We start from the raw sequence: 19,396 nt of genomic DNA on the forward strand, positions 1-19,396 counted from the left end.
GTAGTAGTATTATTGGTTTTGAAAACTTTGCAACAGAACCGCTGGGGTGATCTTAAAGTTGACACCTTGAATAAAACGAGTAGGAGCAGGGCTGCCATCGGCGTATTTTGCCCGAACCAAGGCAGGATCTTGATCCGTGCCGTTTTCAATAATATCCATGACGATATCGCGGTAAATTTTGTCGAAGCCAGTATATTCAGTCACAAGAATTCTCCTCTTTTTTTTCTTTTGTCTGAGTTTAACATATTTGCGGGATTTCGTGGATTAAAAATTCTTTAGATAACGAAGGTTTTTCCGACTGTAACTTCCATTTCCTTGAAATTAATTTCAATTTTTGAAATAAAGTAAAGAACTGTTGACTTTTTATTGAAAGGGCTTTATGCTCTAATCAAGAAATAAATTTCTTTGATAGAAATAAATTTCCAAGGAAGGAGAGTAAGATGAATATTCTATTTACAGCGGAATATGATGATACCCTAATCGAGGAAGTTCAGAAATTAGGTAACGTGGATATTCAGGGCTGGGCTAAGGGGATTGGCAAATTATCTGAAGAAGAATTACTTTCTTTAGTGACAGATGTCGAGGTGATCGTGACCAGCTATGATGACATCACCGAAGCAGTGATTGACGCGGCACCAAGTCTGAGGTTAATTTTCTGTACGCGTGCAACACCAGTGAATGTGGATGTGGACTATGCTCGAGAGAAGGGGATCAAGGTACTATTCACACCTGGTAGGAATTCTGACTCGACGGCGGAGTTGACGATCGGCTTGATGCTGTCAATTGCACGAAATATTCCTTTTGCCTATGAAGAATTGAAAAAGGGTAACTACACTGGCAGTAAAGATACCGACAATCAAGTGAAGGCAGGCTTGAAGCGGGATGTGGTCTGGGGTGTGGGTCCGCAAAGTCCTTATGTTGTCTTCAAAGGTGTGGAGTTGAAAGGACGAACTCTGGGAATTATCGGCTATGGCAGTATTGGGCGTAGAGTTGCCGCAATCGCAAGAGGCTTCGGGATGCGGATTTTAGTTTTTGATCCTTATGTATCAAACATTGATGTCGATACCTTAACGACAGAGAAGGTGGGGATTGATCGTTTACTGACGGAATCGGATTTCATTTCGGTTCACTTAAAGGTGTCGAAGGAAACGGAGAATTTCTTTGATAAGAGAGCTTTTGAGAAGATGAAGAAATCGGCTTACTTTATTAATTGTTCACGAGCAGCGGTAGTGAATGAAGATGATCTGATCGAAGCGCTGCGAACGAAACAAATCGCTGGTGCAGGTTTGGATGTCTTTTCGACTGAACCGATCCCAGAAGATCATCCGTTTATCACAGAACTGGAGAATGTTGTCATCACCCCTCATATCGCGGGAGCGACAACGGATGTTCTGACCAATCACACGAAAATGATTATCCAAGAGTTAGATCGGTATATGAAGCAGGAACCATTGCTTTATGAATATAAATAGTAGGAGGGCGAAATGAGGAATTTCCAGTATTACAGTCCAACGAAAGTAATTTTTGGCAGAGGGCAGTTTGCTTGTTTAGGAAAAAATGCCCGCAATTTTGGAAAACGAGCGTTATTGATCGAAATCGAAGGCCCCTTGAAGGAGTTGGGTGTCTTTCAACAGGCAATTGATTCAATGGAAGCAGAGGGAATGACAGTCTTTGAACTTGGTGGTGTAACAGCAAACCCGCATTTGACAGTGGTGGATGAAGGAATCAAGTTGGCAAAGGAAAAAAACGTTGATGTTATTGTAGCTGTCGGCGGCGGTAGCTCGATCGACACAGCGAAAGCTATTAGTCTGGGCGCGGTATCTGATGTAGACATTTGGGACTATTTCAATGGCAGCCAGCAAGCAACAGAAAAGAAACCGATCGTAGCTGTTTCCACGATTTCAGCTTCGGGATCGGAAATGAGCTGTCATTGTATCTTGACCAATGATCGTAGTGCTGACAAGTCGGAATGGAAAAAATGGGCGCTGCACGATGAGCTGTTATTTCCGGAGATTGCAATTGTTGACGCTGAGTTAGTCAAGACGGTACCGAAACGATTAACAGCAGCTGGCATGGCGGATATCAATTCACATGTGCTGGAAGGCTATTTCGATGACCAGGTTACAAATAATGACCTCGGTGATTATTTGGCTGAAAGTGTTGTGAAGACAATCTTGGAAAATGATCGTGTGTTAGATCAGCTAGACGATATCGAGGCACGAGAAAATATCAGCTGGGCAGCAACTTTAGCGATGAACGGTTTGGCAGATTGCGGACGAGACATGAAGGGGTTTCCTTGTCATTGGATTCAACATGCGATTGGTGCGATGACGAATTCTTCTCATGGGGAAGGGCTTGCGGTGATTGAACCTGCCTGGCTGAATAATGAGCTGAAGAAAGACTCGAAGAAGTTTATTCGTTTCAACCAAAATGTGTTGGAGTTAGAGCGAGAAGATGGGTTGAGCGATGAGGAATATGCCGAGGCAGGTATTGATCATTTGCGAAAAACCTATGATGCTTGGGGATTGCCTTCTACCTTAAGAGAGCTGGGAGTAACGAAGGAAATGATTCCTAAAATTATCGAAGAGATCATGAACAACAATGAAGCATATGAATTTGATCCGACAGACATTCAAGTAACCTTAGAGAGTTGCTACTAAAAAAGGAGAGCTGAAAACAAATGATGGAAAAAGAGAAGGAACAGATTGTTGAGTATGGGAAGAAATTGATCACCAGTGGATTGACGGCCGGAACAGGGGGAAACATCAGTATCTATAACCCAGTGGAGAAGTTGATGGCGATTAGTCCCAGTGGAATCGACTATTTCGAGACAAAAGTTGAGGATGTTGTAATCATGGACTTAGATGGGAACATTGTTGAAGGAGACCGCAAACCATCCAGCGAATGGTCAATGCATATGATCTATTATCAAAAACGCGGCGAAGAAATTCGTGCGGTGGTTCATTCGCATTCAACGTACAGTACAGTATTAGCGATTTGCGGAATGGATTTGCCTGCGACGGATTATCAAGTGGCAATCGCTGGCGGCAATAATGTTCGCTGTGCGAAATACGCAACTTTTGGAACGAAGGAGCTGGCGGAGGTTTCCTTTGAGGCGATGAAGGATCGGTATGCGTGTTTCTTAGCCAATCACGGTCTATTAGCCTGCGGACCTTCCATCGAACAAACCTTTGCGATTGCAGAAGAGGTGGAACGCTTGGCTGGTTTGCATTACATGGCTTGTACATTAGGCAAACCGATGGTATTGGATGATCAAGAGATGGAATTAATGATTGAGAAATTCAAAACCTATGGACAGGTGCAGCCAGTAAGCTAAAAAGACATTTGTAAAACCTCCATGTAAAGGGTAGAATGAAGTGAAATTAATTTCATGAGAGGAAATAAAAGATGGAACAAGATCAATTGGAACTAATGCAGGTTGTAACCGAAAAATACTACTATCAGGACATTAATCAAGCACAAATTGCGACGGAGCTGAATTTATCAAAGCCGACTGTTTCACGTCTTTTGAAGCGGGCGAAAAAGGATGGCTACATCAAGGTTGAGCTGAATTTTCCTACGACGTATCAAAAGAGCTTAGGCGATCAGTTGGCGACGGCATTCGGTATTCGTAAAGCCTTTGTTTATGATACGCAATTAACAAATAAGCAGCTGATCATTGAAGAGATGTCAGAACAAATTTCCCTCTTTCTTGATGATTTGATTCAGGATGGTCAAACAATCGGGCTGGCTTGGGGAAGAACGTTGTATCAACTTTCGGAGCATCTTAAGGGCAGGCAAAAAAAGGATACAAAGGTCATCCAAATCACTGGTGGTGCTGCCCGCAACAGTATGGTGACCAACAGTGAGGCGATCGTGCTCAATTTTTCAATAAGTTACGGCTCTGAATGGTTCCAATTGCCGGTTCCAGCCTTTGTAGATTCAGAAGAAATCGCGTTAGCCCTGAAGAAGGATCGACAGATTAAGCATGTTCTAGATTCTTTTGATAAGCTTGACATTGCTTTGTTCAGTGTCGGTGAAATCCATAAAAATGCTATCGTTGTTGAAGCAGGCTATTTTGGTGAAGAGGATTTTCTTGATTTGCTGGAAAAAGGTGTAGTTGGTGATATTGTCGGAACCTTCTTGGACAAGGAAGGCCAGGTTCTTGATTTAGGTTTATCAAAGCGCCACATCGGTATCAGCGCACAACAGCTTCAGAAGGTCGAAAATAAGGTCTGTGTTGCCATCGGAGAAGAAAAGCGCGATGTTTTAAAGGCAACTTTGCTAGGTGGCTACGTGGATTACCTCTTTACAGATACCGTCACAGCGAAGGAAATGTTGATGCAATAAAGCATCGCATTTTAGCGGAAATGAAAACGGATACATTTTTTTCTGATTTAATTTTTCCGAAGCAGTATCACGCAAGGGAAGAGGCACGAGGTATCAAACATTTTAGCTAATAGAATATAAGGGAATCAAATAGGAGGTTGAGTATGACCGCAGAAGCAGAAAAGTTTGCTTCAGAGCTCTTTGTTTCATTGGATGTCACGAAAGAAAATCTACAAGAGCTTTATCAGGATATCGGGAACGAATTGGTAGGAAAGGGCATGGTAGTGTCTGATTACGGTGAGAAGCTACAGCAACGAGAAGCAAATTTTCCAACGGGATTAGTCACTAATTTTGGGAATGTTGCGATACCTCATACGGATGCAAAATATGTGAAGAAACCTTTTGTTTATGCGATTCGTTTAACAGATGAGGTGATTACTAAACGAATGGATCAGCCAGAGATCGAGATCCCGGTGAAATTGCTTTTTGTACTTGGTTTTACTAAAAGTGAGTATCAATTGGTGTTATTGACAAAGATGATGCAGGCATTGAATAATGAAAGTATCTCTAATCAATTCCAGCAAGTGGATTCTCCTGAACGCTTCAAAGAAGTCTTGAAAGAACAACTATAAGGGAGGTCGAAAAGAATGAAAACGCTAAAAATTTTATCTGTATGCGGCTCCGGAACGGTCACTAGTTCAATGGTGGCGAACAAAGTGAAAGACATGCTAAAGGAGCGAGGGTACTCATCAACGACAGTGGAATCAAATCCTAACGGTGTCGAAACCAATTTAGACGCAGGTGGTTTTGACTTGATCGTGTTTACAAGTCCCTTAAAGAAAAAGGATTATGGGATTCCGGTCATTAATGCGATTGCTTTGATCACGGGGATGGGCGAAGAAGAGTTTGAAGAAGAGCTGGATGCATTTGTAGAAAACCTTTAAAAGGAGGACACCACTTTGGATAATGTGTTAGGGATATTAACAAAAATTATGGAAGCGTTCGGTCCGTCAGTTGTTGTTCCTTTTGTTCTATTCTTTATTGCCTTGGCTTTGAAGGTACCAGTAAAGAAGGCTTTTAACTCAGCTTTGAGTGCGGGGATTGGGTTAGCCGGCTTTAATATGATCATTACGGCATTCACGCCGATTGTTACACCTGTGGTTACGCGCATGGTAGAGGATACCGGGATCAACCTGCGTATTTTGGATGTTGGTTGGCAGGCGGCTAGTGTGGTGGCTTATTCGACAGAAGTGGGGATGCTGTTTCTGATTATTGGTTTGGCGATCCAGACTGTTCTTTTTTTAACGAAGTTTACTAATATTTTCATGCCGTCTGATCTTTGGAATAATTGGCAGTTCATGCTGTGGGGTTCGATGGTCTATTTGACTACCGGCAATCTATGGCTGGCGATGGGATTGATGATTTTACAGAATTTATATGTATTGGTTTTTTGCGAATCAATCGCGAAGCGTTGGTCGAAGTTCTATGGCTATCCGCGAACGGTGATTGTGGCACCATTGATGTCCTGCACAGTCCCATATGCGATCGTGATGGATAAGGTGTTAAATTTATTTAAGCTGGACAAGGTAAAATTGAACCCCGAGTATCTTGAAAGCAAGCTGGGCTTCTTAGGTGAACCTGCTTCATTAGGCTTTATCTTAGGCGTGATTCTAGGATTCTTCGGTAACCTGACTCGTTTAGGTGAGTTGAACGCATGGGGCGAAATGCTGATATTAGGAATTTCTATGGCTGCGGTGATGTCAATCTTTCCAAAAATTGCTGGGATTTTCGCGGGAGCTTTCTCAGCGATCACTGACGCTTCACGAAAGGCGACTAAGTCTGGCAACAAGGAACGTGTTTGGTATCTTGGGGTAAATGATGCGGTCGGCTACGGGGAACCTTCAACTTTACTTACAGGAATGCTATTGATTCCGATTATGCTGGTAATCGCAATTTTCTTACCGGGAAATCAGGTCTTGCCAATGGTGGATTTAATCGCGATTCCATACGTGATTCAGATGATTATGTCCGTTTCAAAAGGGAATATCGCAAAAGGACTGATTTCAGGAGCGATTTACTTTTCAATCGGGTTATTGACGATCACAGCGGTGGCACCGATCTTTACAGAAGTGGCTGTGGAAACTGGGGTCTCTATTCCGGCGGGCGCTATGTTGATCTGCTCATTTGCTAATATGAGCAATCCAATTTTTGCTTTACTGTTCTTTGCCTTCAACTCGCAAAGCCCGTTATTAATCGGAATTTCAGTGGCTGTCTATCTTGGCCTGCTGTTCATTACGAAAACAAAAAAGAATCAATTGGAAGATTATTTAGAACAAGCCAATGTGGAGGCTGAGGCGGATACGGCGGTGTAATTAAGAGAGCAAGAATAAGATATTATTGGGACAACCTGGCAAATGCTGGGTTGCTTTTTTTCTTATCTGACAATTTTGTACGACAAGGAAACATTGTGATTGTTTCACAATCACAAAGCTCATTTTCCAAGATTTCGACATTTTTGTACGGTAGCAAATCCATCCGTCATAATTTTGTACCATTTCCTTTCCCAGAAACCTTCGTTTATGGTACTTTTATATTTCCTGCTTTTTCTAAATATTTTTTAAGCAAATCAAGTTCCAAAATCCGTTCCTTTTTCATAGTTCCTATATGGTTGTATTTAATGAGTTATGGTACATTTGAATTACAAAAATTAGGGAGGCTATTTTTATGAATTTTGGCTATGCTCGAGTGAGTACAGACGATCAAAATCTTAGTTTACAAATTGATGCGCTTACTCATTATGGAATTGATAAACTATTCCAAGAAAAAGTAACTGGTGCGAAAAAAGACCGAACACAATTAGAAGAAATGATCAACCTACTACGTGAAGGAGATTCTGTTGTCATTTACAAGTTAGATCGAATTTCACGATCAACTAAACATTTGATTGAACTTTCTGAATTATTTGAAGAACTTGGCGTCAATTTTATATCTATTCAAGATAATGTAGATACTTCCACGTCTATGGGAAGATTCTTTTTCCGAGTTATGGCTAGTTTAGCAGAACTGGAACGGGACATTATTATTGAACGAACTAACTCCGGTCTTAAGGCAGCCAGAGTCCGAGGAAAAAAAGGTGGCCGTCCAAGTAAAGGTCAGGTATCAATTGATTTAGCTTTAAAAATGTATGACAGCAAAGAATATTCTATTCGTCAAATTCTTGATGCCTCTAAATTAAGCAAAACAACCTTTTACCGTTACCTCAACAGAAGGAACGCTTAACATATGGCTTTGAAAAGAATTTTAACTACTTCACAACGTGAGCGACTTCTTTCTGTAGATCACTTATCAGAAGAAGATTTTCAAGCATACTTTAGTTTTTCTGATTATGATCTAGAGATTATTAATCAACACCGTGGAAATATCAATAAATTAGGATTTGCCATACAACTTTGCTTGGCCCGGTATCCTGGGTGTTCTTTAAGCAATTGGCCGATTAAATCAACCAGACTAACCTCTTATGTGAGTCGCCAACTCCAGATGTCAATCCCGATTTTCAAATGTAATTTTTTGCCGGTGGAAATATGCTAGTTTTTACCGATTTTCTTGCTTTTCTCATCTGTAGGAGCCTGAAGGACATCCTTATCAAGCAAATAGTCTTTCATGCGATAAGACCTCCCGGTAATCTTGATTAGTTGGGAGTGGTGGACCAATCGGTCCAATATGGCATTTGCTAATGTTGGGTCTGAGAATACTGCTCCCCATTTTGATAATGGGATATTGGTTGTAATAATCGTCGATTTCGTTTCATATCTCCTTGTGATTAACTGAAAAAAGAGATTTGCGCCAACCTCTGAAATCGGTAAATAACCAATTTCGTCGATAATGAGCAGTTTATATCGGCAGTAATTTTTTATTAATGCTTCGTGCCGGTTTTCTTGATAGGCTTTGGTCAATCGCTGAATCAGTTCATTACACGTAATAAAATAGGTGCTGATTCGTTGACGACAAGCTTCCATACCGATTGCCGTTGCTAAATGTGTTTTTCCAACACCGCTGCTACCGATAAATAAAATGTTCTCTTGTCGTTCCATAAAATGCAGACTGGATAAGTCCAACAGTTGCCGTTTGTTCACACTTGGCTGATAATCAAAGTCAAAATCGGACATTCGTTTTTCATAGGGAAAGTGGGACGTTTTGATATTCATTTTTTCTGCCCGTTGTTTTCTAAACGCTAATTCCCGTTCCGTTAATGAATAAAGAATATCGATTGTGGATAGTTCTTTTGTTTTTTCAGATTCTAAAAAACGAGGGAGATATTCTTTGATTTGATCTAGCTTTAACGTTGTTAGATTCTCTAGTAACTCTTGGTATTGTGACATGGTGCCTCCTAATAGAACTCGTCGTAGAGTTTCAAATTTTCTTGAACATATTGTGCAATTTCTTCATCCGATTTTGTTCGATAAACATCGGATTTTAAAATCTCCTGCATATCATCTGAATCATAATTAAATTTTTTCTGACTTAAAAGATGTCTTTGAATGCATTCGCCGTTATAATGAATAGTAAGTTCGTCGGCAACAGCTTGGAGAGAAACTGTCTTGCCGATATAGCGAACGGGTACAGAGTACTTATTCTTTTGATAAATCACGAGCGATTCTTTAGATACCTTACGAGAGAGGACATCTTGTGTGTAGGTCGTTAGTAATTTTGAATCAAAGAGCAATAAGTGCTCTTTTTCGTGTGCAGTAAATTTCAGTATTGGTGGGCCATCAATTGCTTGAGAGGTTTCTTTGTTCAGCTCTTCATTGAATTCAAAAACAAGATCGATTAAATCATCCAATGTATCAAATTCACCGTTGTATACTTTTAGCTGCTCGACCGTTCGGGCTAAGGCTTCTACTTTTCCTTTTGTTTGCGGTCGATATGGTCGACAAGCAATTGGTTTAAATCCTGCGTCTTTACTGTATTCATAGAACCTTTGGTTCCAAGTTATCTTTCTAAACTGCGTTCTACTTTGATCAACGACAGTACGCATATTATCAAACCAGATTTCATGCGGGATTCCTTCAGAAGAGAGAAAGGCATTGTTCAAACAACGAAGTAGTGTATCTTGTTTTCTGTCTAGCGTTAACTCGATATACTTCCAACGTGAAAAGCCTAGAACATATAAAAATAAATTGATTTGGAACCGTTGACCCGAACGATTGTAAAGGACCAGATCTTCTTTCCAGTCAACTTGTGCAGACAAACCCGGCTGTGTTTCAATTCGGATTGTCGCTTTCTGAATATGTGTTTTTCGCAATTGACTGCAGTAATCTCTTAGAATAGAATCTTTCCCTTCATAACCTTTCTTCTTAATAAAGCGATAAATCTGTTTGTGGCAGAATTTAACTACACACTAATGCAGCCGAAAGTACACAACTATACAGCAGTTTGACTGCGAACTAGTTTCCTTCCATCATAAGTTTTAATGACTTAGTGATGGAGGTACAGAAAGGTTGTTAACTTTGGATGATATTAAAACGATAAAACATTTGAGAAATAATCGTGATCAGTCAATTGATCAGATAAGAAAAGCAATGAATATCAATTGGCGAACAGCGAAAAAATACGCCGACAGTGATCAGCTATTCATTACGGATCCTATTCGAAAAAATAAATCCATGATGGATGATGGCTGGGGAGAAATTATCGGTAGTTGGCTAGAAGAAGACCTACGTTTACGTAGAAAACTCCGTAGAACTGCCAAAGCTATCTATGAACAATTGAAACCTTTGGGTTTCCCTGGCTCCTATCGAACAGTTTGCGTCTATATTTCTCAATGGAAAAAACAGCGTTACGACGAAACAAATTACAAAGCTGTCGATCGCCTTGATCATCCGATCGGAGAAGCACAGATCGATTTTGGAACAATGGAAGTAATGCACGAAGATCACATGAAAGACATACAACTTCTTATCATGTCATTTCCCTATAGTAATGCGACGTTCGCAAGTGCCATGCCAGCTCAAAACCAAGAGTGTTTCCTGGAAGCATTAAAACAACTATTTAATCAATGCGGCGGCGTTCCAAAAACGATCAGAATAGATAACTTAACTCCAGCGGTGAAAAAAACAAAATCAAAATTTGAAGACGCACAACTAACCGATGAATTCTTACGTTTCACCATTCATTATGGTTGTGATGTTCAAGTCTGTAACCCACGTAGTGGGCATGAAAAAGGACATGTCGAAAATAAAGTGGGCTATGTCCGATACAATTTTTTCTCGACTTCGCCAATCATGGACTCTTTTGAGTCCCTAAATAAGCAGCTTGAAGAACAATTGAAAACAGATCGAAAAAGGACGCATTATTCAAAACATCAATTAATCGAAGACTTGTGGAAGAAAGAAAGTAAGGCGTTACATTCTCTCCCACAAGAGGATTACCCAATTTTTAAAGAAGTAGAAGCTAAACTAAATCGTTATCACGAAATGAAATTGGATCAAACTGTTATTCAAATTCCTAAAGCATATGGCTATTCTCAATTGACCGTTGTTTTGACTTGGAATGCATTCAAAGTCCTTACGCCTCATGGAGAACTCTTAATGAACGAATATCGCCCCTATATGAACAAAAAACGATTGATCCCATGGCGTGATATCTTGAAACAATGGAGTAATAAATTGAATGTCGTTAGTTATTCAAGGTATTGGAAGTACTTGCCTGCACGCCTTCAAAATTATCTAGCAATTGATAATAATCACCTTAAATACAGACGTATAAAACAATTACTAAGTTTATTAGCGACCTATGATATCCAACAAATTAATGAACAATTTTACGAATTAGTTGTTCAAGAAGATGCCCCCTCTGACTTTGATGTGAATTGGTCAAACTATGATGCATTAACAAAATCAGGAGGAGCGCAAAAATGACTGGACAGACTCTAGAAGATTATTGTAAAAAGCTTCGATTAAGCCATATCATCACTAACTTACCAAGAGCTTCTTTCGAAGCTCCAGAACAATTTATTACCGATTTATTCCGTTTAGAGCTTGAGACCAGACAGCAGATCAAATTAGAACGGATGGAAAAATTAGCCAAATTTCCTGTACCAAAATCGCTAAAGAACTATGAATGGCACGAAGATATTTTTCTACCAGCCCATCTAGATAAGGAGACCCTTGTCTCTCTTGATTTTCTAAAAAGGCAAGAAAACATTGTTTGTGTTGGTTCTCCTGGTACAGGGAAAACACATCTAGCGATCGCATTAGGGAGAAAAGCCTGTAGTGAAGGTATTTCAACCAAATTCTTCCGAGTAAACAATCTCGTTGAACAATTAGAAAGTGCCTTAAAAAAACAACAGCTAGCCAGTTTCAAGAAGCGATTCGAAACAACAGAATTAATTATTCTTGATGAAATGGGGTACTTACCATTGACGAAAGAAGGAGCTGAACTGCTCTTCCAACTGATTTCAGATTGGTATGAGCAAAAGAGCATTATTATTACCTCTAATTTAGAGTTCAGTCAATGGAATCGAGTGTTTATGGATTCTCGTTTAACAGCCGCTCTCGTTGATCGGCTAATCCATCATGCTCATATTATCGGCTTTAAAGGCGAAAGTTTCAGGTTGAAAAACTCATTATCTAAATCATATTGAAGGAAAAAACTAGTTGCAGCAAAACTCTGCACTTTCGGCTGCATTTTTTTGTAAAAAGCTATTGCACAACACAGATAAATCGCTGACGCAGAACAGCCTAGTTCTACTTTCTCTTGAATAATTGATCGAAAAGGATCTAATTTGCTCGGGCGTTTTTTAGGTACGGCTTTCTTTTTAGATAGATCGTTTTCGTAGTAACGTTTGACAGTACGCGGATCACATTCGAACTGTCGGGCTAAGTGGGTAAAATTAGGTTTAATATCACTCATAATATAAATTTGAACTCCTTCACGTACATCTGATCGCATAAAATCCTCCGGATTGTTTTTAAATCAGTGTACTAAAAAATGTAAGAAAAACACCATTTTTCTCGTCGGCATTTTCTTACATTTTACTGTCGGGATTCACAGCAAGTTAATACGTTTATATTTCAGATCACGAAGTAGTGCTTATTGAAAATCTCAGTTGGATGATCGACATTATATTTTATAGTCATTTTATCACCTACTTCAAACCTCATTGGAACCGTTATGCTGTTTTCTGAAACATAGTATTTACCATCAATCTCATAACTAAACGTGGCAGACTTAGTATTCCGGATTTCTATGGGATCAGGTAGAAGTTGAAAAACTTCAACGATTGTACCAACGACCTCATTCTTTTTGGTTTTACTCATATCTACGACACCATCCGTTCCTATTTTACTCATAGTATACCATTACTAATAGAAATAAGGAGTGGATCAGAGTCAATTGATGGGACGCTTTTTGCGAGAGAGTTTTAAATTAAGCTGTATTTTTAAGGAATCGAATTTTTTCGATTCCTTTTTTCGTGTCAGAAACTTAACAGTTTTGGCATGCTGACTAAAACGCTTAACAGTGAGATTTCTCAAATGTCATATACTTGTGTCAAATTATTTCCTAAAATTTATACGTGAATAGAACTGCTCCCACAAAAACACACTAGAGTACAACTTCCCCTGCTTTTATACTTGATAAAGTAGAGGAAAATAAAACTGCAAAATAGAGTTGCTCAAAATACTTCTGTTCTTGCCTATGTAGATAAAACATAATAGAAATGATAAAATGAATAGTCGCCTATCCGACAGTTTTGCGACTGGGAGGAGGTGTACATGTTGTTCTATTCATTTATCTGCCCCCTTCTTGTTGGGCTTATCGTAGCCCTCTTCGAGTATTGGCTAAATACGAAAAGCAAGAAGTAAAACAATTATGGCGACATTGGCCAAAAAAGAACCCCTAGAGAATCCGACCTCTCTAGGGGTTTAGTGTACACATTGTTCTTATCTGCAAGACAATAATAACATAAATTTGAACAAGACTCAATCTAATGGGTATATAGGGAGAATGGATTAATTTATGTGTGTTTTTTTCTAAAGATTGTTTTTGTAAACTGAATTACGGAGAGAGAAAATCTTAGATCAATCAATGTAACACAAACGGATTGTGTTACATTCGCTAAAAACCCTCTATCCCTTGCGGCTCTAAGGAAAACGCGTTTTTCCTCCGGTTGTCACTTTGGAATTTAAATGGCATATTACTTCTTTAGTAAATGGCGATTTGATTTAGCTTCGAACATCCTATTGTTTTTATTAACGTCATTTTTAAAATATTTATTGTATAACCTAAAAATAACTTATATCATATAAGTGTAAGGTTACAATGGCAAGTGTTTGTTTGGCATGTTTTTAGCTGAAGGGAGCGAAAAATATGAAAAGAAGCTTCAGATTAAGTTGTATTCTATTGTTTGCTGGGTTATTAGTCATTATGTTCTTAAGTTCAAATGCAGAAGCCGCGACAAATGATATGTATCGTCTCTACAATCCAAATAGTGGGGAGCACTTTTACACGGCAAATACAAATGAACGGGATTTGTTAAAACGGGTGGGCTGGAATGATGAAGGAATCGGGTGGTATGCGCCAACCAGTGGTGATCCAGTATATCGGATGTATAATCCAAATGCAGGCGATCATCACTACACACCGCATGGTTTTGAACGCGATCATTTGGTAAAAGTAGGCTGGAGATACGAAGGAATCGGGTGGTATTCTGATAAAAATAAAAAGATTCCACTGTATCGCGCTTATAATCCAAATGCTAAAGCTGGAAGTCATAACTATACGGTTAGCAAAGCCGAACAGAATCATTTAATAAAAGTCGGTTGGAGAAATGAAAATATTGCTTGGTATGGCGCGAAAAGAGAAACAGCACCTACAGTCAATAAAGCCGAATTACAAGCGCTTTATAATAAAGTTAAGGGGACGAATAAAGGAACGTATACCGAGGCGTCATGGAAAACATTCCAGAATACTTTAGATAATGCCAAAAATGTACTAGCCAATGAAAAAGCCACGCAAGCACAAGTAACGAACGCCAAGGAGACACTTCAAAAGGCATTTGATGGATTAGAGAAAAAAATTGAGAGCAAAAAGTATACGATAAAAGTAGCTTATCTGAATCCTGCACAGGAGGATATCCAACAAGCGACTAGTATCCAAGTAGAACAGGGGAGTAGTTATACTGCTACGGCACCAACTATCGTTGGGTATGCAATGTGGGGGGAGACTACACAAACAGTCGATAATGTGCAAGCAGATACGACAATAAGTTTCCAGTATGTTCCTGATGCCGAAGATATTTTTTCAACGACAATTAAAAATAAAGAATCGACTATTACTGGGTTTAAGAGCGGGCAAGAAAGCACAGCTCCAGTTATTCCAGAGTATGTTGTTCGTGAAGGAATCGCGTATCCAGTGACCTCAGTTGGATCATGGGCACTTGGGAATAAGAATTTAACGAGTGTGACTATCCCGGATACAGTCAAAGAGATTAAGAGTTATGCATTTGCCAATAATAAATTGAAAGAAATTATTGTTCCAAATAGCCTCGTTTCGATCGAAAGTGGTGTGTTTACAGGAAATCAATTAGAAAATGTAGCACTGCCTGAGGGTATTCAAACGATTAAAAATGATGCGTTTTCATATAATAATCTAGTGACTATATCTATCCCATCAAGCGTGACAGCTATTGGAGATCGGGCATTTACCGAAAATAAACTAAAAAGTGTGGCGATTCCCGATGGGATTGAATCTATCGCCTATGCATCGTTTGCACATAACCAACTGGAGAGCATTGATCTTCCTATCGGATTGGTAACCATTGGAAATTCCGCATTTTATAACAATAAGCTAACGACAGTAAGCATTCCAGATCAAGTCACAATGATCGGAGAAGACGCCTTTGCAAGTAATCAATTAAACAGTATCGCCATCCCGTCAAGTCTTCAAGCTATTGAAAAGGGAACATTTACAGATAATAAGCTTACGAATGTAACAATTCCTCAAAACATTACATCAATCGGAAGTTGGGCTTTTGGGAATAATTTGTTGACGGATGTATCTATTCCGTCCAGCGTTAAGTCAATTGATTATAATGCTTTCTGGAATAATCAATTGACTAGTGTGACAATTGCTATAGATTGTCAATTAGGATCAAATGTGTTCGATAACGGCGTAATTGTCAATAGAGAGTAACTTTGAAGTCCTATTCAATGATGAAAGAAATTGAAAGAAGTTTAACATATTTTTGTTTCCTCTAGAACTTTCTAAACTCCTCATGAACATATAAATGAGAGCTTCAGTGTACAGAAAATGACCCTTTTCTGTACACTTTCTTTTTTCACTCTTTTTTTATTAGAATGAATCCTTTTCGTGTTCATTAACCCGTTTCAAAATCTATGTTCAATTAATCTATATAGATAAAGTTATGGTACAATAATTAACGAAAAGGAGCGATTTTTTTGAAAATAGGATACGCCCGGGTTTCCACCGGATTGCAAAATTTAGATTTACAAGAAGATAGTTTAAATAAATTTGGTTGCGAGAAAATTTTCACTGATCATATGAGTGGCGCAAAAAGTAATAGACCTGGATTAGAAACAGCAATCGATTTTGTCCGCTCAGGTGATACTTTAGTTGTTTGGCGGTTGGATCGACTAGGAAGAAATATGGAGGATCTTATTTCGATCGTCAATCAATTGAACGAACGTGGAGTCAGTTTTCATAGTCTACAAGAAAATATTACGATGGATAAATCTAGCTCTACTGGTCAATTGATGTTTCATCTATTTGCGGCATTTGCAGAATTTGAGCGAAATTTGATTTTAGAACGTTCCGCAGCTGGTCGTGCAGCAGCAAGAGCAAGAGGTCGCTTTGGAGGTCGGCCAGAAAAATTAACATCTAGTGATTTGGATTTGCTGAAAACATTGATTGATAACGGAACGCCAATTAAAACGATTGCGGAAAAATGGAACGTCTCTCGGACAACAATTTATCGGTATCTCAATAAAATGGAGGCCAAAGATAATGAACAACAGAAAGGATCAGTTAGCTAATTATTCCGACGAACAAAGACACGCTGCAATGGCCAAATACAAAATGATCAAATCCAATTTAGATTATCAGAAATCTTTAGCTGAAGTTTCTGAAGATGAAGGAATCCCACTCCGGACATTACAACGCTGGAAGAAGCACTATCTAGAAGAAGGATTGATAGGTCTAGTTCACAAAAAGAGATCTGATAGTGGGAAAATTCGCTTAGAACCAGAAGTTGTCAGTGAAATTGAAAGGCTGTTCTTTAGTTATAGAAAAATGAGTATTGCAACCATTCAAAGAAAGCTAGGTGACTTTTGTTCCGAAAACAGGTTAGTTCCCCCTAGCTATAGTCAGGTCTATAAAACGATTCAATCTCTCCCCTCTTCTGTTGGTGTACTGGCTCATGAGGGTGAGAAGGTTTATTCAGAAATGTTTGACCTTATTAAAATTCGAGAGCCTAAAAGACCAAATGAAGTGTGGCAAGCGGACCATACTTTATTAGATATTGAGATTATTGATACTAAAGGAGTTCTGAAACGTCCATGGTTAACGATTATCATGGATGACTACAGTCGTGCAATTGCCGGCTATTCTGTATCCTTTGACGCCCCTTCTGCTATTCATACCGCATTAACATTGCACCAGGCTATTTGGACCAAACAAGATTCCAAATGGCCTATTTGTGGTATACCAGAACACTTTTATACAGACCATGGGAGTGACTTCACTTCAGATCACTTGGAACAAGTCGCGATTGATCTCAGAATTAATTTACTATTTTCTAAAGTAGGTGTACCACGTGGTCGAGGGAAAATCGAACGGTTCTTTCTCACAGTTAATCAACTCTTCTTAGAGTCTTTACCAGGATATATTGGAAACTCTGATAAGGAAGAACGACTTAATTTTCAAGAATTTCGGAATAAACTTCATCATTTTTTGATCTATGACTATAACCTTAAAGAACATTCTTCAATCAAGATGTGTCCAACCGATAAATGGAATTCAAAATCATTTTTACCGAACCTTCCAGAAAACCTTGAAAAATTAGACTTATTGTTGCTGGAAATTTCTAAGTCGAGAAAAGTGCATTCAGATGGTATTCATTTTCAAGGGCTAAGATATACCAACCCCAACCTCTCTGCTTTTGTAGGAGAGTCGGTCCTAATTCGATACAATCCTTCGGACATAGCAGAAATCCGAGTGTTTTATCGCAATCAATTTTTATGTAATGCAATATCTCCTGAGATATCAAATTATTCGATTGATATGGATGATTTGATTGCAGCAAGGAATAAACGTAAAAAGATACTGAAGGAAAAAGTTCATTCTCCAAGTTCAATCGATCTCTTGATTACAGAACAAGAGGAAAAAAATTCCAATTCTAATAGAAAGAAAAAATCAATTCTAAAGAGGTATCTCAATGAATAAGACGAAAAAATTTATAGAGACAAAGGAATACAAACGATTTGCGGAGTTTTGTGACGCATGCATAAAGTATAAGTATATTGGTGTTTGTTATGGAATGCCTGGAGTTGGAAAGACTGTTTCAGCACGTCATTATGCTAACTGGGATAATATTTTTAAACAAATAGATTTCAAAGTCAATAAAGAAATCGGGATAGATGCTACAAAAGAAATTCTTTACGCCAATACGATATTTTGCACAGCACCAGCAGAAAAACAAACTAGGATTAGCAGTGATATTCATACTTATGGAATTCGGATTGGGCTGACTCGTAGTGTTTATCTTACCGAAAAAGAAGGAAAAGAAGACGGAGGTTTATCAACTGACGCGTATAAGGGAATTGATTTAATTATCGTTGATGAAATTGACCGTTTAAAACTTCAACATTTCGAGCAATTAAGAGATATTTATGATCAAAATGATATTGCTATGGTCCTGATCGGTATGCCTGGTATAGAAAAACGATTAAGTAGATACCCTCAACTCTATTCAAGAATCGGATTTGCACATGAGTTTGATAACCTTAGTAAAGATGAAACTCATCATATCATTGAATATAAGTGGTCTGATCTTGGATTGGATCTTAAACTTGAAGATTTTTCAGACTACGAAGCTATAACTAGTATCATAAAAATCACGAAGGGTAACTTTGGTTCTGTTGCAAAGTTTTAAATAAAGAATAAAATCCCTTACGGTATCTATGATTTAAGCTGGGATTCCCAATAATACCTTGATTTCAGTACAGACCGAAAACCCGAAGAGAGTGCCTTCTTTTCGGGTTTTCTTATATAATCCTCGAATGGCTTCCATGCCTTTAATCGTGGTAGAGGCAGTGCGTAAACTTCGATAGAATTTATTGCGTCTCTTTACTGGACGATGGTCTTGTTCAATCAAATTATTCAGGTATTTAATGGTACGATGTTCTGTCCATTGATAAAAGCCGTATTCTTTTAGTTTCTTAAAGGCACTTGTAATAGAGGGGGCTTTATCTGTGACTACAACCTTCGGTTCATCAAACTGCTTCACTAACCGCTTAAGAAAAGCATAGGCTGCTTGTGTGTCCCGTTTTTTACGTAACCAAATATCCAAGGTTAAACCATCTGCATCGATGGCTCGATACAAATAATGCCATTTTCCTTTAATTTTGATGTACGTTTCATCCATTTTCCATGAATAAAAGGATTTTTTATTTTTCTTTTTCCAAATTTGATAGAGTAGTTTGCCATATTCTTGCACCCAACGATAAATCGTCGTATGAGAAACGTTAATGTCACGATCATATAAGATTTCTTGAACTTCACGATAGCTAAGGTTATAACGAAGATAGTAGCCCACGGCTACAATAATCACATCCTGCTGAAATTGCTTTCCTTTAAAATGATTCATCGTCATTCCTCCTGCTATCTTTTTCTATTATTCTACCTTATTTGATAGTAGATTTAAAACTTTGCAACAGAACCGATTTCTTCTATCAAGAGGATAAATATAGAAAAATGCCAGCACCTGGTTTTCACTAGGAGCTGGCATTTTTCTGATGTACTTCAGTACGAAGTATAGCAAGAGTATAAA

Annotated in this window: 21 protein-coding genes and 1 pseudogene; 16 read left to right on the top strand and 6 right to left on the bottom strand. The window is 38.6% G+C overall.

Annotated features, from left to right (window positions below; all coding sequences use genetic code 11):
- Positions 1-9: 9 nt before the first annotated feature.
- Complete coding sequence (locus I585_RS22475) at positions 10-204, bottom strand: hypothetical protein (protein WP_010738935.1); 195 nt, start codon at positions 202-204, stop codon at positions 10-12.
- A 236-nt stretch (positions 205-440) separates the two neighbouring features.
- Here I585_RS22475 and I585_RS22480 point away from each other — a divergent pair, with 236 nt between their 5' ends.
- The 9 genes and pseudogenes from I585_RS22480 to I585_RS22520 form a co-directional block, all read left to right on the top strand.
- Positions 441-1,472 carry a 2-hydroxyacid dehydrogenase gene (locus I585_RS22480; RefSeq protein ID WP_010738936.1) on the top strand — a complete coding sequence of 344 codons (1,032 nt, stop codon included), beginning with the start codon at positions 441-443 and terminating at the stop codon, positions 1,470-1,472.
- A 12-nt stretch (positions 1,473-1,484) separates the two neighbouring features.
- A complete protein-coding gene (locus I585_RS22485; protein ID WP_010738937.1) occupies positions 1,485-2,660 on the top strand; it encodes an iron-containing alcohol dehydrogenase in 1,176 nt (391 codons plus the stop codon).
- 20 nt (positions 2,661-2,680) lie between these two features.
- On the top strand, positions 2,681-3,337 hold the full coding sequence (locus tag I585_RS22490; RefSeq protein WP_010738938.1) for an L-fuculose-phosphate aldolase: 657 nt from the start codon (positions 2,681-2,683) through the stop codon (positions 3,335-3,337).
- Between the two features lie 71 nt (positions 3,338-3,408).
- A complete protein-coding gene (locus I585_RS22495) occupies positions 3,409-4,350 on the top strand; it encodes a sugar-binding transcriptional regulator (RefSeq protein ID WP_010738939.1) in 942 nt (313 codons plus the stop codon).
- Between the two features lie 143 nt (positions 4,351-4,493).
- On the top strand, positions 4,494-4,961 hold the full coding sequence (locus I585_RS22500) for a PTS sugar transporter subunit IIA (protein WP_010738940.1): 468 nt from the start codon (positions 4,494-4,496) through the stop codon (positions 4,959-4,961).
- A 15-nt stretch (positions 4,962-4,976) separates the two neighbouring features.
- Entirely contained in the window at positions 4,977-5,273 is a 297-nt protein-coding gene (locus tag I585_RS22505; protein WP_010738941.1) for a PTS sugar transporter subunit IIB, read from the top strand.
- A gap of 24 nt (positions 5,274-5,297) precedes the next feature.
- Positions 5,298-6,701, top strand: coding sequence for a PTS galactitol transporter subunit IIC (locus I585_RS22510; protein WP_034709728.1), 1,404 nt, complete (start codon positions 5,298-5,300; stop codon positions 6,699-6,701).
- 352 nt (positions 6,702-7,053) lie between these two features.
- The gene (locus I585_RS22515) at positions 7,054-7,608 is read left to right on the top strand and encodes a recombinase family protein (protein ID WP_010738943.1); all 555 of its coding nucleotides are present in this window, start codon (positions 7,054-7,056) and stop codon (positions 7,606-7,608) included.
- A gap of 3 nt (positions 7,609-7,611) precedes the next feature.
- Positions 7,612-7,869 (top strand): annotated as a pseudogene (locus I585_RS22520) (DUF4158 domain-containing protein); the annotation flags it as partial.
- 44 nt (positions 7,870-7,913) lie between these two features.
- Here the strand turns inward: I585_RS22520 and istB (I585_RS22525) are convergent.
- Both istB (I585_RS22525) and istA (I585_RS22530) read right to left on the bottom strand, forming a co-directional pair.
- Positions 7,914-8,708: an IS21-like element helper ATPase IstB gene (istB, locus tag I585_RS22525; RefSeq protein WP_010738945.1), complete on the bottom strand. Its 795-nt coding sequence runs from the start codon at positions 8,706-8,708 to the stop codon at positions 7,914-7,916.
- A gap of 8 nt (positions 8,709-8,716) precedes the next feature.
- Entirely contained in the window at positions 8,717-9,700 is a 984-nt protein-coding gene (gene istA / locus I585_RS22530) for an IS21 family transposase (RefSeq protein WP_099050648.1), read from the bottom strand.
- Positions 9,701-9,836: 136 nt separating this feature from the next.
- Between istA (I585_RS22530) and istA (I585_RS22535) the strand changes: the two genes are divergently transcribed.
- Entirely contained in the window at positions 9,837-11,246 is a 1,410-nt protein-coding gene (gene istA, locus I585_RS22535) for an IS21 family transposase (protein ID WP_034709730.1), read from the top strand.
- Positions 11,243-11,971, top strand: a complete 729-nt coding sequence (gene istB, locus I585_RS22540) for an IS21-like element helper ATPase IstB (RefSeq protein ID WP_010738948.1) — start codon at positions 11,243-11,245, stop codon at positions 11,969-11,971. The genes istA (I585_RS22535) and istB (I585_RS22540) overlap by 4 nt, the downstream gene beginning before the upstream one ends.
- On the opposite strand, the gene I585_RS23795 is transcribed toward istB (I585_RS22540), so the two are convergent.
- Positions 11,908-12,279 carry a transposase gene (locus I585_RS23795; RefSeq protein ID WP_010738949.1) on the bottom strand — a complete coding sequence of 124 codons (372 nt, stop codon included), beginning with the start codon at positions 12,277-12,279 and terminating at the stop codon, positions 11,908-11,910. The genes istB (I585_RS22540) and I585_RS23795 overlap by 64 nt on opposite strands.
- Positions 12,280-12,401: 122 nt before the next feature.
- Entirely contained in the window at positions 12,402-12,680 is a 279-nt protein-coding gene (locus I585_RS22545; protein WP_010738950.1) for a hypothetical protein, read from the bottom strand.
- A gap of 423 nt (positions 12,681-13,103) precedes the next feature.
- On the opposite strand from I585_RS22545, the gene I585_RS23985 reads away from it, so the two are divergent.
- The 5 genes from I585_RS23985 (at position 13,104) to I585_RS22565 (ending at position 18,499) form a co-directional block, all read left to right on the top strand.
- Entirely contained in the window at positions 13,104-13,193 is a 90-nt protein-coding gene (locus I585_RS23985; RefSeq protein ID WP_111945280.1) for a type I toxin-antitoxin system Fst family toxin, read from the top strand.
- Between the two features lie 505 nt (positions 13,194-13,698).
- A complete protein-coding gene (locus tag I585_RS22550; protein WP_010738951.1) occupies positions 13,699-15,522 on the top strand; it encodes a leucine-rich repeat protein in 1,824 nt (607 codons plus the stop codon).
- Positions 15,523-15,788: 266 nt separating this feature from the next.
- On the top strand, positions 15,789-16,382 hold the full coding sequence (locus I585_RS22555) for a recombinase family protein (protein ID WP_010738952.1): 594 nt from the start codon (positions 15,789-15,791) through the stop codon (positions 16,380-16,382).
- A complete protein-coding gene (locus tag I585_RS22560; RefSeq protein WP_010738953.1) occupies positions 16,354-17,790 on the top strand; it encodes a Mu transposase C-terminal domain-containing protein in 1,437 nt (478 codons plus the stop codon). Before I585_RS22555 ends, I585_RS22560 begins: the two co-directional genes overlap by 29 nt.
- Positions 17,783-18,499 carry an AAA family ATPase gene (locus I585_RS22565; RefSeq protein ID WP_010738954.1) on the top strand — a complete coding sequence of 239 codons (717 nt, stop codon included), beginning with the start codon at positions 17,783-17,785 and terminating at the stop codon, positions 18,497-18,499. Before I585_RS22560 ends, I585_RS22565 begins: the two co-directional genes overlap by 8 nt.
- A 33-nt stretch (positions 18,500-18,532) precedes the next feature.
- Here the strand turns inward: I585_RS22565 and I585_RS22570 are convergent, their stop codons facing one another.
- A complete protein-coding gene (locus I585_RS22570) occupies positions 18,533-19,213 on the bottom strand; it encodes an IS6-like element IS1216 family transposase (RefSeq protein ID WP_016249960.1) in 681 nt (226 codons plus the stop codon).
- Positions 19,214-19,396 lie beyond the last annotated feature (183 nt).

Origin of the sequence: Enterococcus malodoratus ATCC 43197 (assembly GCF_000407185.1) — a bacterium.
GTDB lineage: Bacteria > Bacillota > Bacilli > Lactobacillales > Enterococcaceae > Enterococcus_A > Enterococcus_A malodoratus.

What these genes read in the sequence shown, in the direction of transcription:
- I585_RS22480 (WP_010738936.1), top strand. Translation starts at nt 441, where the DNA reads ATGAATATTCTATTTACAGCGGAATATGATGATACCCTAATCGAGGAA.
- I585_RS22485 (WP_010738937.1), top strand. Translation starts at nt 1,485, where the DNA reads ATGAGGAATTTCCAGTATTACAGTCCAACGAAAGTAATTTTTGGCAGA.
- I585_RS22490 (WP_010738938.1), top strand. Translation starts at nt 2,681, where the DNA reads ATGATGGAAAAAGAGAAGGAACAGATTGTTGAGTATGGGAAGAAATTG.
- I585_RS22495 (WP_010738939.1), top strand. Translation starts at nt 3,409, where the DNA reads ATGGAACAAGATCAATTGGAACTAATGCAGGTTGTAACCGAAAAATAC.
- I585_RS22500 (WP_010738940.1), top strand. Translation starts at nt 4,494, where the DNA reads ATGACCGCAGAAGCAGAAAAGTTTGCTTCAGAGCTCTTTGTTTCATTG.
- I585_RS22505 (WP_010738941.1), top strand. Translation starts at nt 4,977, where the DNA reads ATGAAAACGCTAAAAATTTTATCTGTATGCGGCTCCGGAACGGTCACT.
- I585_RS22515 (WP_010738943.1), top strand. Translation starts at nt 7,054, where the DNA reads ATGAATTTTGGCTATGCTCGAGTGAGTACAGACGATCAAAATCTTAGT.
- istB (WP_010738945.1), bottom strand. Translation starts at nt 8,708, where the DNA reads ATGTCACAATACCAAGAGTTACTAGAGAATCTAACAACGTTAAAGCTA.
- istB (WP_010738948.1), top strand. Translation starts at nt 11,243, where the DNA reads ATGACTGGACAGACTCTAGAAGATTATTGTAAAAAGCTTCGATTAAGC.
- I585_RS23795 (WP_010738949.1), bottom strand. Translation starts at nt 12,279, where the DNA reads ATGCGATCAGATGTACGTGAAGGAGTTCAAATTTATATTATGAGTGAT.
- I585_RS22545 (WP_010738950.1), bottom strand. Translation starts at nt 12,680, where the DNA reads ATGAGTAAAATAGGAACGGATGGTGTCGTAGATATGAGTAAAACCAAA.
- I585_RS23985 (WP_111945280.1), top strand. Translation starts at nt 13,104, where the DNA reads ATGTTGTTCTATTCATTTATCTGCCCCCTTCTTGTTGGGCTTATCGTA.
- I585_RS22550 (WP_010738951.1), top strand. Translation starts at nt 13,699, where the DNA reads ATGAAAAGAAGCTTCAGATTAAGTTGTATTCTATTGTTTGCTGGGTTA.
- I585_RS22560 (WP_010738953.1), top strand. Translation starts at nt 16,354, where the DNA reads ATGAACAACAGAAAGGATCAGTTAGCTAATTATTCCGACGAACAAAGA.
- I585_RS22565 (WP_010738954.1), top strand. Translation starts at nt 17,783, where the DNA reads ATGAATAAGACGAAAAAATTTATAGAGACAAAGGAATACAAACGATTT.
- I585_RS22570 (WP_016249960.1), bottom strand. Translation starts at nt 19,213, where the DNA reads ATGAATCATTTTAAAGGAAAGCAATTTCAGCAGGATGTGATTATTGTA.